Here is a 15,608-nt window from a genome sequence, read left to right as displayed (position 1 = left end):
GTGTTCGCCTCGTTTCTATTTCGGTACCCGATCAGAGCGCCTATATACATGAGAGTAGCCCTCGTGTGTGACGTGCGAATTGCGAGGTCTGCACGTGTGAGCTGTCTCACGGCCATCGGATGGGGTCACCATCGATGACGGTTCTCGCCCCGCGATTATTCCCTTCACCGCTCTCGGCCGCATCCCACAGTCCCGCATAGTGGCCACCCGCCGAGCGCAGGGCGGCGTGCGATCCGGTCTCCACGATCCGCCCCCCGTCGATGACGAGGATCACGTCGGCGCGTGCCGCGGTGGCCAGTCGGTGGGCTACCACCACCGAGGTCCGGCGCCGGGTCACCCGACTGCCCGCCTCGAGAACTAGCTGCTCTGTGGCCGGATCGAGCGTCGCGGTCGCTTCGTCGAGAAGCAGGAGGTCGGGGTCGACCAGTTCGGCACGAGCCAGCGCGATCAACTGCCGCTGACCCGCCGACAAGCCCTGCCCGCGCTCGCCGATGGGGTGACGCATCCCACCCCGCAATTCGCCGATCGTACCGAGCGCTCCCACCGCGCGGGCGGCGTTCTCGATCTCGTCACGACTCGCGTCAGGCCTGCCGTACGCGATATTGGTCGCGACCGTGCCGGTGAACAGATGCGCCTCTTGCGGGACCACCCCCAGACGTCCGCGGTACTCGCCGAGCGAGTAGCGACGCACGTCGACATCGTCGACGAGCACGGAGCCGGAGGTCGGGTCGTAGAAGCGGGCGAGCAGTTTCACGATGGTGGATTTGCCTGCGCCGGTCTTGCCCACCAGCGCCACCGTGGCGCCCGCCGGAATGTGGAGATCGATGTCCGTCAGCGCGTCACTCCCCGCACCGGAATAGCGGAAGCCGACGTCACGGAGACGCACCTCGCCCCGCAGGTGCCCGTCGATCCGAGTGCGGTGGTCACCGGCGGCGCGCTCGATGGAACTGGGTGTGCGGAGCAGATCGCCGATCCGGAGCAGGCCCACACTGGCCTGCTGATATCCGTCGAACACCTGCGACAGCTGCTGGATGGGCCCGAACAGCAAGCCGAGGTACAACACGAAAGCTACGAGCGTTCCCGATGATGTCTCGCCGCCCGCGACCTGCCGTGCACCGACGAACACGACGGCGGCCAGCGCCAGATCCGACAGGAACGCGATGAATGGGAAGTACAACGAGATCGCCCGCTGGGACCGCATGCGGCTGCGCCGGTAGCTGTCCGCGCGTTCGGCGAACCTGCGGGCGGCGAACTCCTCGCGGCGGTAGGCCTGCGCGGCGCGCAGGCCGGCGATGTTTTCTTGGAACTCGGCGTTGACGAGGGAGATCCGTTCCCGCGACACCGTGTAGGCCACCGAGGAGATCCGGCGGAAGAGCAGTGTCGCGACCACGAGGGGCGGGATGACGGCGAGGGCGACGACGGCGAGGGTGAGGTCGGTGACGATCAGTGCGACGGAGATACCCACGACGGTGAGCACGCTGACCACGGCCGTGGACATTCCCGTCTGGATGAACGACGACAACGCGTCGACGTCGGTGGTCATGCGGGTCATGATCCGGCCGGACAGCTCCCGCTCGTAGTAGTCGAGCCCGAGCCGCTGCAGGTGCGCGTAGCTGCGCACGCGGAGCCCGAAGAGGACACGCTCACCTGCCCGGGCGGTGAGCACCGTCATTGCCGCGACCACCAGCCAGTCGGCGGCGACGAGGGTGATCCCGACCGCGGTGGCCGTCCACAGCGTCGCCGAGTCCTGCGGGAGCACACCGTGGTCGATGGCGAATCGCACGATGGAGGGGAAGGCGATTGCGGCGAGGGAATCGAGCGCCAGGCACGCGACCACGGCGAACAGCAGCCCGCGGACCGGTCGCAGTATTCGCGACAGGTGGAAGTCCGGTTCGGGCAGCCGCAGGGTGCGGGTGTCGAGTCCCGGGCTCTCGAGGGCAGGAGGCAGCGCGTCGACGGCGGCCTGCAGTTCGGGGGTGGCCGCGATGTTCCCCAGAGCACCGGCCATCGGTCCACCGCCGCCGCGACCCCCACTGCCCGGTCCGGAAGCGGGAGCCGGAGTTCCCCCGACGCCGGTCGCGGCGAGGGGAACGTCCGGCGCCCCATGAGTGTTTTCGGGCCACAGTTCCGTGGCGGAGGGGATGCGGCGCTGGGTCGGCATCGGATCGGCCTCGAGCGGGCTGCCGTCCACGCCGTTCCCCATCTCGGGGGACGCGAAGAGTGCACGGAACAGCGCGCACCGTTCGTCGAGTTCGCTTACCGTGCCGCTGTCGATGATTCGTCCCCCGTCGAGGACGGCCACCCGATCGGCCAGTGACAGGGTCGAACGTCGGTGCGCGAGCACGAGCGCGGTCCGGCCGCGGCCTGCCCGGAGCGCCTCGAAGATGGACGCCTCGGTGGTCGCATCCACGGCGGACGTGGCGTCGTCGAGAATCAGGACCCGCGGATCGGTGAGCAGGGCACGTGCCAGGGCGATCCGCTGGCGCTGTCCGCCCGACAGCGTGAGACCGCGTTCCCCGACCACGGTGTCGTAACCGTCGGGAAGGGCGGAGACGAACTCGTCGGCCGCCGCTATCGTCGCCGCTTCGCGGATCTCCTCCGCGCTGGCATCGGGCCTGCCGAGGGCGATGTTGGCGGCGATGGTGTCGGAGAAGAGGAACGGTTCGTCGAAGACGAGGCTTACGGCTTCGCGGAGGTGCTCGGCGCTCAGCTGGGCGACGTCGAAGATGTCGTCGCCGGAGGTCAGCGCCACGGTGCCCGAAGACGGGGCGTAGAACCGGGGGAGCAGCAGGGAGAGCGCCGTTTTCCCGGAACCCGCCATTCCCACCACCGCGACCGTCTCACCGGGGGCGATCTGCAGGTCGAGCCCGCGCAGGGTGTCGCGGTCCGGCTCGAACCCGAAGGTCACCGACCGCAGATCGACGCCCAGCGGTCCGTCGGGCAGCGGGGTGGGGTGCGGCGGATCCGCGACCTCCGGTTCGGTGTCGATCACCTCGTACACGCGTTCGACGGCTGCCCGGGACAGTTGCGCCATGATCACTACGGAGGACAGGGTGCGGGTAACCGCCGTCATCGTCGTGACGTAGGTGGCGAAGGCGAGGAACGTGCCGATCGTGATGGAGCCGTGCAGCGCCAGATAGCCGCCGACGGCGATCACACCGACGAGCCCGAGTTGAGGGAGCGCGGCCATGGTGGGAGTGAAGCGGGAGTTGATGCGGGCGGCCCGTAGGCGTTCTGCATACAGTGCCCGACTGTGCTGTTCGAGCTGATCGACGGCCCGTCGTTCCTGCCCGAATCCCTTCACGACGCGCACTCCGGTGACCGTCTCCTCGACGTGTTGCGCGAGGTCGGCTGCCCGCTGCTGGGCGGACCAGGTGGCGGCGAACAGTGTGGGACGCATCGCGTAGACGACGAGACAGACGACTGGAACGATCACCAGCGCGACCACCGTCAGCAGCGGGGAGAGCCACACCATGATGCCGAGGGCGAGGACGAATTGAAGCAACGCGCCCGCCGACAACGGGACCATGGCGAGCAGGCCCTGCACCAGTTGCAGATCGGTAATGGACCGCGACACCACCTGGCCGGTGCGGATCTGGTCTTGGCCACGTCCGTCGAGGCGTTGCAGCGCACCGAGCAACCCCAATCGCAAGTCGTGCTGAACGTCGAGTGACAGTTTGCCCGCGAGCATCCGCCGGCCGTACTGACACGCGAAGCGCACACACGCGAGGAGGGCGATCAGGAGGGCGGCGAGGCCGATGACTTCGGTGGCGCGGTCCGTGCCTGCGGCGTCCAGCGCGTACTTGGTGAGTAGAGGGAACGAGATGTCGATGCCCGCCGCGAGAACCGTCACGGTCAGTGCCCCGACGGTGACGCGCCGATGAGCCCAGCACTCGGCGCTGAGCCGGCGTATCCAGCCGGGCCCTGTCGCGTCGCGCTCGCTCGTCTGCTCCCGCTCGATCACCGAGCCGGATGTACTCTCACCTGCCACTGTGTCCACGTTAGCGCTGCGGTCCGACAGCGGAGTCGTGGCGTTCCCTCAGGCGATGTCGCGCCTGCGGGTCAGGGCCCAGCCGCCGAGGGTGAAGAGGGCGGTCCAGACGATGACCGCGATCGGCGCGGCGGGCCACAGCGGCAACCAGTCGATGTCGTTGCCCGCAGCCGCGTTCGCGACGGATCCCAGGGTTGCCGAGACGGGGAGGAAACCGCCGGCCCCGCCGATGCCGATGCCGCTGAGGATCGAGCGCAGGATCATCTCGCCGAGGGTGTACCAGACGACCAGCGAGATGCAACTGCCGATCGAGGAACCGGTGAGCATCGACATCCCGCCGCCGATCAGGGCCCAGAATGTGGCACCCACCAACGCGACGCCCAGCATGGCGAAGAGGGAACCGCGCAGTTCGAAGTTCTCCCCGCCGAAGGTCAGCAGCAGGCCGACGCTGACCATCTCGACCACCAGGCAGTAGAAGAAGCCGAAGGCGGCCGTCACGGCCAGTTTCGCGCCGATCACACCGTCTCGTCCACGCGCGGTGAGGAAAGTGGTGGTCAGTGTCTTGTAGCGGAACTCGGTGCCGACGTTCACCGCTCCGAAGAGCGCGGCGAAGAGCACGACGAGCGACAGTGCGACACCCAGCCCGAACAGAGTGGCGGCAAGGTTGGCGTCCGCCGGATCGGCTTCGAAGGCATCGGTGAAGGCGCGCAGCACCGGAAGGGTGATGGCGCTCGAGAACATTCCGACGACCAGAGGCGTCAGCCCGAGCATCCACCAGAACCGCAACGTCGTTACCTTGCGGAATTCTGCAGTGAGCAGTGCGGTCATCGCGGACCTCCGGACATCGGGCCCTGCGTCGGCTGCGGGGGTTGGGTATACGCGGGCGGATATCCGGTCGGGGGGCCGTAGCCGGGATGAGGACCTGCGCCCGGGTGGCCGGGGTAGCCGTGCGGGGGACCGTAACCCGGCTGGGGTGGGTAGCCGGGCTGCTGCGGGTACGCCGGAGGCGGCGGGCCGAATCCGGACGGGGCGGCCGCGCTGGCGCCGGCGACGTACTGGCCCGTCGTCATCGACAGGAAGAGTTGCTCGAGGTCGATGTGCTCGGCCACGGTGCCGAAGATCGTCACTCCGGCTCGAGTGGCGACGGACTGGACGGCATCGACCGACGCGCCCGTCACGGCGAGACGTCCGTCCGCCAGGGACCGGGCATCGACGATGCCCCTCGCGGCCAGCGCCGTCGCCAGCGCAGCCGGGCTCGAGGAGGCCACCAGCAACCGGCTCTGTTGCGACTTCCGCAGTTCCTCCATCCTGCCCTGATAGACGAGCGCGCCCCGGCTGACGATCACCAGATTGTCGACCGTCTGCTCGACTTCCCGGAGGATGTGACTCGAGACGAGGACGGTTCGTCCGGAGGCGGCGAAGCCTTTCAGGAACTCGCGCAGCCACGCGATCCCCTCGGGGTCGAGTCCGTTGGCCGGTTCGTCGAGGACGAGGATGCGGGGATCGCCCAGCAGAGCGGTGGCGAGCGACAGGCGCTGTCGCATGCCCAGCGAGAATCCGCCGGCCTTCCGCCCCGCCACGTCTTCGAGTCCGACGAGCGCGAGCACCTGGCGGGCCCGCGCGTCCGGCACCCCGATGGCCGAGGCGTACACCTTCAGGTGATCGAGCGCGGTGCGCGCAGGGTGCAGGCTCTGGGAGTCGAGGACGGCACCGACCGTGCGGGCCGGATCGCTGAGCGCCCCAATCGGGACGCCCTCGACGGCGGAGGTTCCGGCGCTCGGCCGGACGAGTCCGAGGATCATTCGCAGCGTTGTGGTCTTACCCGAGCCGTTGGGGCCGAGGAAACCGGTGATCGAGCCGTGCGGTACGGAGAAGCTGAGGTCGGAGACGGCGGTGACGTTCTTGAAGCTTTTCGACAGCCCGCGCACCTCGATCGGCGCTGCGACACTCGTCGGTATTGCAGTGGGCAAGACGTCCTCCCCTGACGCAATCGTGTGGAATCGACTCGACCCTACTGGGCTGCCGTGCCGATATTCACCAACTGGCTTACAGGGTCTTCCTCGCAGCGCATTCTGTATGCAGTCGATTGGGGGCATACATGAGCAAGAACCACCATCACCGAGACGTCTTGGCGCCGGCCTATACGGGGCGAATGGCTGTGGAGCCGTTTCCGGCACTGCGACTGCCGGAGGACGAAACCGATCCGCAGGCGGCCTACCGCTTCATTCACGACGAGTTGATGCTCGACGGCAGCTCCCGGCTGAACCTGGCTACGTTCGTCACCACGTGGATGGATCCCGAGGCAGACAAGCTGATGGCGGAGACGTTCGACAAGAACATGATCGACAAGGACGAGTATCCGGCGACGGCCGCGATCGAGTCCCGGTGCGTGTCGATGGTCGCCGATCTCTTCCACGCCCCGGATCTGTCCACCACCGACCCGGCCAGCGCCACCGGTGTCTCCACCATCGGGTCGAGCGAGGCAGTCATGCTCGCCGGCCTCGCACTGAAGTGGCGATGGCGCGCTCAACGGGAGGAGGCAGGCCGGGACACCACCCGCCCGAATCTCGTTCTGGGCAGCAACGTTCAGGTGGTGTGGGAGAAGTTCTGCCGGTACTTCGACGTCGAACCGGTCTATCTGCCGATGGAGAAGGGCCGCTACATCATCACGCCGGAGCAGGTCCGGGCCGCGGTCGACGAGAACACCATCGGGGTGGTGGCGATCATCGGCACCACGTACACCGGTGAGCTCGAGCCGGTGGCCGAGATCGCCGACACACTCGATCACATCGCGGCGTCCGGCGGTCCCGACGTCCCGATTCACGTCGACGCGGCCAGCGGGGGTTTCGTGATCCCATTCCTGCAGCCGGAATTGTTGTGGGACTTCAGGGTCCCGCGGGTCGTCTCGATCAACGTCAGCGGCCACAAGTACGGGCTCACATATCCGGGCATCGGGTTCGTGGTGTGGCGCGGCCGCGAGGATCTCCCCGAAGGGCTGGTGTTCCGGGTCAACTACCTCGGCGGCGATATGCCGACGTTCACGCTCAACTTTTCCCGTCCCGGCAATCAGGTAGTAGGGCAGTACTACAACTTCCTGCGCCTCGGCCGGGCGGGATACCGGGCGATCATGGAGACGTTGCGCGACACCGCTGTTCGCGTGGGTAAGCGCATCGCAGAAATCGAGCACTTCACCTTGATCAGCGATGGAACCGATATCCCGGTGATCGCGTTCGAACTCGTGGGTGACCCCGGGTTCACGGTGTTCGACGTGTCGCACGAACTACGGGCCCGGGGCTGGCAGGTGCCCGCATACACGATGCCTGCCGATGCAGAGGACGTCGCGGTGCTGCGCATCGTCGTCCGGGAGGGTTTCAGCGCAGATCTGGGGTCACTGGTGTCCGAGGCGATCGAGGAGGTCTGCGCCGAGCTGCGGGAGAAGGGCGGCGGGCATTCGACGGCGCAGCACTTCGCGCACTGATCCGCTCGAGACGCCGGTCACGCCTCGAGGGCGCGCAGCTGATCCGGCCATCGGGTGGGCGCGGGACCGAAAGCTTCGCGCGCATTCTTCACGACGCCCTTGCCGATTGCCCGGTTGCCGGCGCCGCCGATCGCGGCGCCGATTCCGGCCGGCACCAATTTGCCGAGAACCAGCGCGCTACGCCGGGCAGCGTACTTGGTGACGAACTTACGCAGCAGGCGGCTGTTCATGCCTTTCATCGTGGGACCCGGAATACGACTGGTGATGGCCGTCCCCCAGTTCTTCGCGGTCACGCCCGTCGCCTTCTGGACGATTTCCATGCCTGATTCACCGAGTGCGACGGACAGGACGAGTGCCCGTCGCTGTTGATGGTCCGTGGCAGAGATGCCGTGCACCGACGCCACGGCCAAGGTCAGCAGGGCAGCCGATTCGAGAAAGAACGCCGACTCGGCGCCCACCGCCGCGATCGATGCCACCGTCCCGACGCCGGGAACGGCGGCCGCGGCACCCACCGCACTGCCGCTGCCCGTCACGGCCAGCAGGAACATCTTTTCCATGCGCTCGATGATCTGGGCGGGCGATTCGTCCGGATGCGAACGCCGGACCCACTCGACGTACTTGGCCACAGCGGGAGCCTGCAGTCTGCTCCCGTTGTCGAGAACCGAGACCAGTGCCCTCTCGATCCGTCCACCATTGTCAGCCATCGGGGCTCCCGTCTCGCCGTGTACTTCGAGTGTGCTGGCACCGACTGTAGGTGAGCGAACGCTGTGGCCGGTGTCGGTACCGTTGCCTAGGCTGGTGTCGTGAGCGTGGCCGACCGCGATACCGCCGTCTCGTTCGGGGCCTTCCGGCGCCCGGCGGCACCGTTGCGCGCGCTGGTCACGGGGTACGACGGCTACCGGCTGGCCGGTTTCGAGCCCGGCATCCATCTGGGTCTGCCGTCGCCCTGCTTGACGGTGATCGTGACGATCGACGAGCCGCTCGACATCGCCGAGCAGGCCGCGCCGGAACAGGCACCCGGCTGCTACGACACGCTGGCAAGTGGCATCGCGACATCGCCGGTGACGATCCGGCACGGCGGCACTCAGCACGGGGTCCAACTGGCTCTGAGTCCTCTCGGTGCGCGAGCCTTGCTGGGAGTGCCCGCTTCTGCTCTCGGCGCCTGGGTCGTCGCTCTCGACGACTTCGTCGGCCCCGATGCGAGGGAATTGGTCGAGCGGTTGTCCCTCGAGCCCGGGTGGGAGGGACGGTTCCGCATTCTCGACGACGTTCTCGGGCGGCGCGTCGCCGACGCGGAGATCGATCCGCATCTCGTGCGTGCCTGGGATCTGCTCGTCGGTGAGGGGGCAGTCCGGGTAGCCGAGGTGGCCCGCGACATCGGCTGGAGCAGAAGGCATCTGGTGAATCGGTTCGTCGCCGAGTACGGCGTCACGCCGAAAGATGTGGCGCGGTTGTCGCGCTTTCATCGCTCCCATCAGATGATGAAGCGTGCCGGATTCGCCACGCTTGCCGAGGTGTCCGCACGGTGCGGGTATTACGACCAGGCGCACATGGCGCGGGACTGGCGCGACTTCGCGGGCGTCGCACCGTCGCGGTGGCGTGAGATCGACCCGTTCTCATTCGTCCAAGACCCGTACCACGACGACGGCGCAGAGTGAGGACATGACTACTTCGACGCAAACCACATGTGTATGGCCCACGGTCGTCTACCGCGACGCGCGGGCCGCGATCCGCTTCCTCGTCGACGCTTTCGGGTTCGCCGAGAAAGCGGTGTACGGCGAGGGGGACCGGGTCGATCACGCCGAACTCGGCTGGCCGAAGGGCGGCGGGATCATGCTCGGTTCGCCCAGCGAGGACTCGGTCATCAGCGACCTGCCGCCGGGGACGGGCTCGGTGTACCTCGTCGTCGACGACCCCGACGCTCTCCACCAGCGCGCCGTGGCGGCCGGTGCCACTATCGTTCGCGGACTGCGGGACGAGGACTACGGATCGCGGGGATTCACCTGCCGCGACCCCGAGGGTGTGTTCTGGAGTTTCGGTACCTACACCGGCGCGTAGACCCGCCCGCTCATGCGCCGTGCCCGGCCGGGACCTCCTCGCCGGGCTTCGGCGGAGGTGGCGGTGTGCCGTTCCCGAACGGCCTGCCACCGAGCTGCTCGCGCCCGTGCGGCAGCAGCCAGCCCGACAGGTCCGGCCCCTTCGGGACGATCCGGGTGGGATTGATGTCGGTGTGCACCACGTAGTAGTGCTGCTTGATCTGGACGAAGTCGAGCGTGTCCCCGAACCCCGGCGTCTGGAACAAGTCTCGCGCGTAACCCCACAGAGCCGGCATCTCACTGAGCTTGTTTCGATTGCATTTGAAGTGCCCGTGGTAGACGGCATCGAACCGGGCCAAAGTGGTGAACAACCGCACGTCCGCCTCGGTGACGGTGTCGCCGACGAGGAACCGGCGGGTGGTCAGTCGCTCCTCGAGCCAATCGAGGCGTGCGAACAGGCGATCATATGCCGAGTCGTAGGCGCTCTGTGATCCGGCGAAACCGCACCGGTACACGCCGTTGTTGACGTCACGGAACACGAGGTCGGCCACTTCGTCGATCTCGTCGCGACGCTCCTCCGGGTAGAGGTCGGGCGCTCCCTTTCGGTGGTACTGCGTCCACTCGGTCGACAGATCGAGGGTGATGTGCGGATAGTCGTTGGTGACCACCTGTCCGGTGGGCACGTCGACGATCGCAGGAACGGTGATCCCGCGTTCGTAGTCCGGAAAGCGCGCGAAGTAAGCGTCCTGCAGGCGCGGGATTTTCAGCACGGGGTCCAGCTCGCCCGGGTCGAGATCGAAGGTCCAGCTGCGCTCGTCGTGGGTGGGACCGCACAAGCCCATCGACAACACGTCTTCGAGCCCGAGGAGCCGTCGCACGATGATCGCCCGGTTCGCCCAGGGACACGCTCGCGCGGCCACGAGACGGTAACGGCCCGGCTCGACGGGGTAACCGTCTCGCCCGTCCGCGGTGATCCGCGTGGCGATGTAGCGGGTGTCCCGAGTGAAGTCGGAACCGGGTTCGACGTAGTCGGCGGCCCCCGAACGATCCTGTTCCTGCTCCGTCATGATCGACCCGTCCTCGTCCGTCGATGATGTCTCACAGCGTACTTCGCGAGATGGTGACCTCGATGTACGTTCCGAGTTCCCGGTATCCCGAGCGGGCGGAAAGCCGGCGGGACCCCGAGGCATCCCGCGGTGTACGGAACTGGGCGATCAATCCGCTGTCGAGCGCATCGTCGGTGGCGATTCCGACGGCACGCGTTCCGAGTCCGCGGCCCCGGAACTGTGGCGCGGTCAGGACCGCGACGTCGGCAACGAATCCCTGGAATTCGTCGTATCCGGCGCAACTGACCGGCTGCTGCGCGTCGTCGAGGATCGTGAAGCATCGGTCTCGACTGCTGAGGTGGGCTTCGGTCACATCGTCGGGTGGGCAGACGGTCTCCACTTCCCGCACGTGCCCGCGGTCGTCCGAGACCAGAGGCGGTTGCCCGGTCGGCGGTTCCTGGTATTCGCTGGTGAACCAGAGCGTGACCGGTCCGGAGCAGCGGGCGGAACGGTCTTGGGTGAGGCTGAGCAGAGTCGCGGGTTCCGTCAGTTCGCGAGCCGAAAGCCGTTCTGCGCGCCCGAGTGCCCAGGCAGGGCCCACCATCGCCGAGGTGTCCAGTAGGTGGAGAAACCGGATGGTGTCCGTCTCCTGGTTCGCCCGGGTGGCACGGTCGGGGCCGGCCGTGAGCGCGTCGTCGGGCAGTCCCAGTTCGCGCGACCAGGCGAGTCGAACGATATCGAGATGATGCGGATCCACGCAGATACGGTAACCGTTTGGCAGTGTTTAGCCGGTCCGGTATATTCCACGTGGAATATTCGATGCGAGGGGTGGTGCACATGGTGCTGACACCGCTGGCGGTCACCATCCTCGGTCTGCTCAACGAGCGAACGATGCACCCGTACGAGATGTACCAACTCGCTGCCACTCGTCGCGGACGCCTGGTGAAGATCAGGCCGGGGTCGCTCTATCACACTGTGAGCAGGCTCGAAGGTGAAGGCCTGGTGCGCACCACCGGCACCGACAGGGCGGGAAACCGGCCCGAGCGGACGATGTACGAGATCACGGATCCTGGACGGGACGCCCTCGGCCGACGGGTGAGCGACATGCTCGCCACGCCCGTCCGGGAACATCCGCAGTTTCCGCTCGCCCTGGCTGAGGCGCACAATCTCGAGTCGGGTGCCGTGGTGGAGTTGTTGCACGAGCGTCTCGGCCGCCTCGACGGGGAGATCGACGAATTGGCGACCGCCGCCGGTGGCACCGGGACGCCGCGCATCTTCGGTCTGGGAAACGAGTATCTGCTCGCTGTGGCCCGCGCGGAACGCGAGTGGCTCAGGGAGCTCGTGAGCGATATCGACTCCGGGACGCTGCCCTGGCTCGATCTCCTCGAAGGCTTCACATTCGCACGCCGGGACCATTCCGGTTCAGCAAAGGATTGACGATGGATACCGAGCGCACCGCGCCACTTGCCACCAGGCCCGAGCAACGCGACCCCTGGCCCGCCCTGTGGGCGCTGGTCATCGGATTCTTCATGATCCTCGTCGACAGCACCATCGTGGCGGTAGCCAACCCGGCGATCATGACCGACCTGCATACCGACATCACCAGCGTTGTGTGGGTCACCAGCGCCTACCTGTTGGCCTACGCGGTTCCCCTCCTCGTCACGGGCCGCCTCGGCGACCGCTTCGGACCCAAGAACGTCTACCTCATCGGCCTTGTTCTCTTCACCGGTGCGTCACTGTGGTGTGGGCTGTCCGGCACCGTCACGATGCTCATCGTCGCCCGGGTGTTCCAGGGACTCGGGGCCGCGCTGATGACACCGCAGACGATGGCCGTCATCACCCGTACGTTCCCGCCCGACCGTCGCGGCACAGCGATGGGACTGTGGGGCGCGGTGGCGGGCGTTGCCACGTTGGTCGGACCCCTCGCCGGTGGCGTGCTGGTGGACAACCTCGGCTGGGAATGGATCTTCATCGTCAACGTGCCGGTCGGCGTGATCGCGTTCGTGCTCGCGTGGCGGCTCGTTCCCGCGCTCGAGACCCACGAGCACAAGTTCGACATTCCGGGCGTCGTGCTCAGTGCGCTCGGCATGTTCCTGCTCGTGTTCGGCATCCAGGAGGGCAGTTCGTACGACTGGTCGCTGCTCGTCTGGTTGTCGATAGGGGCGGGGCTGGTCCTGATCGGGATTTTCGTCTGGTATCAGTCGTGGAACCGCAACGAACCGCTGCTGCCCTTGAGCTTGTTCCGGGATCGCAATTTCGCGCTCGCCAACGTCGGAATCACCGCCATGGGTTTCGCGGTCACGGCCATGATCCTGCCCCTGATGTTCTACACACAGGGCGTGCGCGGCCTGTCGCCCACACAGTCGGCCCTGCTGCTGGTGCCGATGGCCGTCTTCACCGGCGTGTTCGCCCCGTTCGTCGGGAGACTGGTGGACCGGGCGCATCCGCGGTACATCGCCGGCACAGGCTTTCTCCTCTTTGCAGTTGCGCTGGGCTGGCTGGCGATGGTCATGTCGCCCGATGTCGCCATCTGGCAACTGCTGCTCCCCATCGGATTGATCGGTGTGGCCAACTCGTGCATCTGGTCCCCGCTCGCGGCCACCGCCACCCACAACCTGCCCCCGCATCAGGCGGGCGCAGGGGCGGGCGTGTACAACACGACCCGCCAGGTCGGGGCCGTGCTCGGCAGTGCCGCCATCGGCGCGCTCATCACCGCGCGGCTGTCCGCGCAGGGAATGACCGGCGGAAGCCAGGACGCCGGTGTCGGTGAGCTACCCGAGGTCATGAAGGACCCGTTCGCCACGGCCATGTCCCAGTCGGTGTGGCTGCCCGCGGCGATTCTGCTGGTCGGCTTCGTGGCCTCTGTGTGCTTCGCACGGCCGCTGCGCGAGAAGGCTTCCGATGACACCGCGGACGCCGAGACGAGCCGGGAAACGTCGCTGCAGGACTGAGGTTGACGGTGTGGCAGTGTGACGGCATGACCGATTCTGCTGCCGCATCACACCCCACGCGACTCGAACGTGTCCGCACCGACGCGGGCGCCGAGTTCGCGATCCTCACATTCGCCCACGGCCCGCTGAACCTGTTCGACCAGTCGATGTTCGACGCCGTCCAGGCCGATGTCGCCGCTCTCGCCGAGAACCCGCCGCGTGCCGTGCTACTGTGCGCGGAAGGCAAGGTGGTCTCGGCCGGCGTCGACGTCCATCTCTTCGACGGGCTCAGCGCCGAGCAGGGTGCGGATCTGTGGCAGCAGCTGTTTGCGGAGATCTGCCACCCGATCGAAGCGCTGCCGTGCCCGGTGGTCTATGCGGCCCACGGGCTCACCCTGACTGCGGCATTCGAGATTGCGCTCGCCTGCGACATCATTCTGGCCGCACCGAAGGCCAAGTTCGGTTTGGTCGAGACCGTAGTCGGTTTGACGCCCTCGATGGGCGGACCGCAGCGACTGGCCGAGCGTGCCGGTTCCGGCCGCGCCCGCGAGCTGGTGATGACCGGGGATCTCTACGACGCCACGACACTGCAGAACTGGGGTGTGGTGAACGCGGTCCACGACGACGTCGACGCCGAGGCCCGGACCCTCACCGCGCGCCTGGCGGACGGACCGACTCGCGCCCACGACGCGACCAAGCAGATCATCTCCGCGTGGCGGTCCGGCGGAGTGGCGCACGCGGACTCGATAACCCCGCAGGTGTCAGGCGCACTCTTCGAGACGGACGACCTGCGGGGCGCGGTCCGGAGCTTTCTTACCGTCGGACCGGGTAAGGCCACATACAACGGCCGCTAGAGTCGGCCGTCTGCGCCCGCCAGTGTGACCGGCGTCATATAGTCGGGGCAGCGTTCCGGTCAGTCAGCGGAGGTCCAGATGCCGTCGCCCCTCGTCGAGTACCCGTGCAGTTCCGCCTTCTTCCATGACGACCGGATGGCCCGCGGACGCGACGGCCTCCTCCGGTACGGCGCACTCAATCCGTCGCTCACCGAGCTGCTCGACGTCGCCGTCCACCGTTACGCCGGGAGGGTGGCCGTCGAGGAGGACGGTGGCCGGGCGCTCACGTTCTCACAGTTGTGGACATCCGCGGCGCGCGTGGCCGGAGGTCTCAAAACGCGGGGAGTGGAAATCGGCGATCGGGTGGCCGTCCGGCAACCGGTGGGAGTGCGCTGGGTCGAGGCTTTTCTCGGTGTCCTCCTCGCGGGCGGGGTACCGGTCGGCGTGGGTCCGAGGCTCGACGAGTCCGCCACCGACTCCGTCCTCGCCGACAGCGAGTCGGTGATGGTCCTCGACGGGGAGCTTCCCGAAGGAATCTCGTTCATCGACGACGGTGCCGGTCCCGAAGAGCTGGTCTTGCTGTCGTACACCGGCGACGGGTCGCCCAAGGGAGTCGAGCTGAGCAACGAGAACGTCCTCTCCACCCTCGAATCGGTGATCCACGCGCGGCGGTTCAGCTCGGAGGGGCTACGCAACCTGCTGGTCGAACCCGAGCTGCACACCGTCGGATCGCTCGTCGAGTTGCTCTCGACCCTGGTGGTCGGCGGCACTGCCCTGTTGACGTCGAGTACGGACGCGGCGTCCTGGCGCGGAACGGGCGCGGATGTCCTGACCGCTACCCCGGCCACACTCCTGCGTGCGGTCGAACAGTCGCCGGTGACCAGCTTCGGCCGGCGAGCAGTGCGGTGGATCGACTACAGCGGCGCCGGTCTGTCCGTGGAGCAAGCGCGATTTCTGCGGAAGACCTTCCCGGCCGCCAAGCACTTCCTGGGGTGGGGGAAGACCGAAACGTGCGGCGCCGGACTGGCCCTTCCCGACGAGTGTGCACTGACCCACGCGGGCAGTGTGGGGATCGCGTTCGGCGGAATGGAAGTGGCGCTCTTCGGCCCGCAAGCACAGCGCGGGTTCGGCGAATTGTGTTGCCGTGGGCCGGGCGTGACGCGCGGCTACTGGAACCGCCCGGAGGCCACCGCGCAGAGCTTCACGGGTGGTTGGTTTCACACCGGCGACACCGCGAGTATCGATGGCGACGGCTTCGTCCGTATCGTCGACCGCGACGTCGCCGCCTAGGCGC

The 15,608-nt window shown here is 67.4% G+C and carries 13 protein-coding genes; 7 read left to right on the top strand and 6 right to left on the bottom strand.

All coding sequences use genetic code 11. The annotated features are described in order from the left end of the window. Window positions 1-106: 106 nt before the first annotated feature. Genes NOF53_RS11560 through NOF53_RS11550 form a run of 3 tightly spaced genes read right to left on the bottom strand, consistent with a single transcriptional unit; the run spans window position 107 to window position 5,961 of the window. Window positions 107-3,991, bottom strand: coding sequence for an ABC transporter ATP-binding protein (locus tag NOF53_RS11560; RefSeq protein ID WP_255968314.1), 3,885 nt, complete (start codon window positions 3,989-3,991; stop codon window positions 107-109). 48 nt (window positions 3,992-4,039) lie between these two features. Next, window positions 4,040-4,819, bottom strand: a complete 780-nt coding sequence (locus NOF53_RS11555; RefSeq protein ID WP_255968313.1) for an ABC transporter permease — start codon at window positions 4,817-4,819, stop codon at window positions 4,040-4,042. Further along, entirely contained in the window at window positions 4,816-5,961 is a 1,146-nt protein-coding gene (locus NOF53_RS11550; RefSeq protein ID WP_255968312.1) for an ABC transporter ATP-binding protein, read from the bottom strand. The genes NOF53_RS11555 and NOF53_RS11550 overlap by 4 nt, the downstream gene beginning before the upstream one ends. Window positions 5,962-6,089: 128 nt before the next feature. On the opposite strand from NOF53_RS11550, the gene gad reads away from it, so the two are divergent. Then, window positions 6,090-7,469: a glutamate decarboxylase gene (gene gad, locus NOF53_RS11545; RefSeq protein ID WP_255968311.1), complete on the top strand. Its 1,380-nt coding sequence runs from the start codon at window positions 6,090-6,092 to the stop codon at window positions 7,467-7,469. A gap of 17 nt (window positions 7,470-7,486) precedes the next feature. Here the strand turns inward: gad and NOF53_RS11540 are convergent, their stop codons facing one another. Continuing rightward, window positions 7,487-8,173 carry a hypothetical protein gene (locus tag NOF53_RS11540; protein WP_255968309.1) on the bottom strand — a complete coding sequence of 229 codons (687 nt, stop codon included), beginning with the start codon at window positions 8,171-8,173 and terminating at the stop codon, window positions 7,487-7,489. Between the two features lie 99 nt (window positions 8,174-8,272). Between NOF53_RS11540 and NOF53_RS11535 the strand changes: the two genes are divergently transcribed. Together NOF53_RS11535 and NOF53_RS11530 are read left to right on the top strand one after the other, a co-directional pair. Beyond that, window positions 8,273-9,127: a helix-turn-helix domain-containing protein gene (locus NOF53_RS11535; protein ID WP_255968308.1), complete on the top strand. Its 855-nt coding sequence runs from the start codon at window positions 8,273-8,275 to the stop codon at window positions 9,125-9,127. A 4-nt stretch (window positions 9,128-9,131) separates the two neighbouring features. Further along, the gene (locus NOF53_RS11530) at window positions 9,132-9,527 is read left to right on the top strand and encodes a VOC family protein (RefSeq protein ID WP_255968307.1); all 396 of its coding nucleotides are present in this window, start codon (window positions 9,132-9,134) and stop codon (window positions 9,525-9,527) included. A 10-nt stretch (window positions 9,528-9,537) separates the two neighbouring features. On the opposite strand, the gene NOF53_RS11525 is transcribed toward NOF53_RS11530, so the two are convergent. Beyond that, window positions 9,538-10,572, bottom strand: coding sequence for a glutathione S-transferase family protein (locus NOF53_RS11525; protein WP_255968306.1), 1,035 nt, complete (start codon window positions 10,570-10,572; stop codon window positions 9,538-9,540). Window positions 10,573-10,603: 31 nt separating this feature from the next. Beyond that, window positions 10,604-11,308: a GNAT family N-acetyltransferase gene (locus NOF53_RS11520; protein WP_255968305.1), complete on the bottom strand. Its 705-nt coding sequence runs from the start codon at window positions 11,306-11,308 to the stop codon at window positions 10,604-10,606. Between the two features lie 62 nt (window positions 11,309-11,370). On the opposite strand from NOF53_RS11520, the gene NOF53_RS11515 reads away from it, so the two are divergent. From NOF53_RS11515 to NOF53_RS11500, 4 genes are all read left to right on the top strand, one after another. Continuing rightward, window positions 11,371-11,988, top strand: coding sequence for a PadR family transcriptional regulator (locus NOF53_RS11515; RefSeq protein WP_255968304.1), 618 nt, complete (start codon window positions 11,371-11,373; stop codon window positions 11,986-11,988). Between the two features lie 2 nt (window positions 11,989-11,990). Further along, entirely contained in the window at window positions 11,991-13,502 is a 1,512-nt protein-coding gene (locus tag NOF53_RS11510; protein ID WP_255968303.1) for an MFS transporter, read from the top strand. Window positions 13,503-13,528: 26 nt separating this feature from the next. Further along, window positions 13,529-14,335: an enoyl-CoA hydratase/isomerase family protein gene (locus tag NOF53_RS11505; protein ID WP_255968302.1), complete on the top strand. Its 807-nt coding sequence runs from the start codon at window positions 13,529-13,531 to the stop codon at window positions 14,333-14,335. Window positions 14,336-14,413: 78 nt separating this feature from the next. Continuing rightward, window positions 14,414-15,604, top strand: a complete 1,191-nt coding sequence (locus NOF53_RS11500) for a class I adenylate-forming enzyme family protein (protein WP_255968300.1) — start codon at window positions 14,414-14,416, stop codon at window positions 15,602-15,604. Window positions 15,605-15,608: the final 4 nt, after the last annotated feature.

The sequence above is a fragment of the Rhodococcus tibetensis genome (genome assembly GCF_024438035.1).
GTDB lineage: Bacteria > Actinomycetota > Actinomycetes > Mycobacteriales > Mycobacteriaceae > Rhodococcus_F > Rhodococcus_F tibetensis.
This window is presented reverse-complemented; position numbering and strand designations above follow the sequence as displayed.

What these genes read in the sequence shown, in the direction of transcription:
- NOF53_RS11555 (WP_255968313.1), bottom strand. Translation starts at nt 4,819, where the DNA reads ATGACCGCACTGCTCACTGCAGAATTCCGCAAGGTAACGACGTTGCGG.
- NOF53_RS11515 (WP_255968304.1), top strand. Translation starts at nt 11,371, where the DNA reads ATGCGAGGGGTGGTGCACATGGTGCTGACACCGCTGGCGGTCACCATC.
- NOF53_RS11525 (WP_255968306.1), bottom strand. Translation starts at nt 10,572, where the DNA reads ATGACGGAGCAGGAACAGGATCGTTCGGGGGCCGCCGACTACGTCGAA.
- NOF53_RS11540 (WP_255968309.1), bottom strand. Translation starts at nt 8,173, where the DNA reads ATGGCTGACAATGGTGGACGGATCGAGAGGGCACTGGTCTCGGTTCTC.
- NOF53_RS11505 (WP_255968302.1), top strand. Translation starts at nt 13,529, where the DNA reads ATGACCGATTCTGCTGCCGCATCACACCCCACGCGACTCGAACGTGTC.
- NOF53_RS11510 (WP_255968303.1), top strand. Translation starts at nt 11,991, where the DNA reads ATGGATACCGAGCGCACCGCGCCACTTGCCACCAGGCCCGAGCAACGC.
- NOF53_RS11500 (WP_255968300.1), top strand. Translation starts at nt 14,414, where the DNA reads ATGCCGTCGCCCCTCGTCGAGTACCCGTGCAGTTCCGCCTTCTTCCAT.
- gad (WP_255968311.1), top strand. Translation starts at nt 6,090, where the DNA reads ATGAGCAAGAACCACCATCACCGAGACGTCTTGGCGCCGGCCTATACG.
- NOF53_RS11530 (WP_255968307.1), top strand. Translation starts at nt 9,132, where the DNA reads ATGACTACTTCGACGCAAACCACATGTGTATGGCCCACGGTCGTCTAC.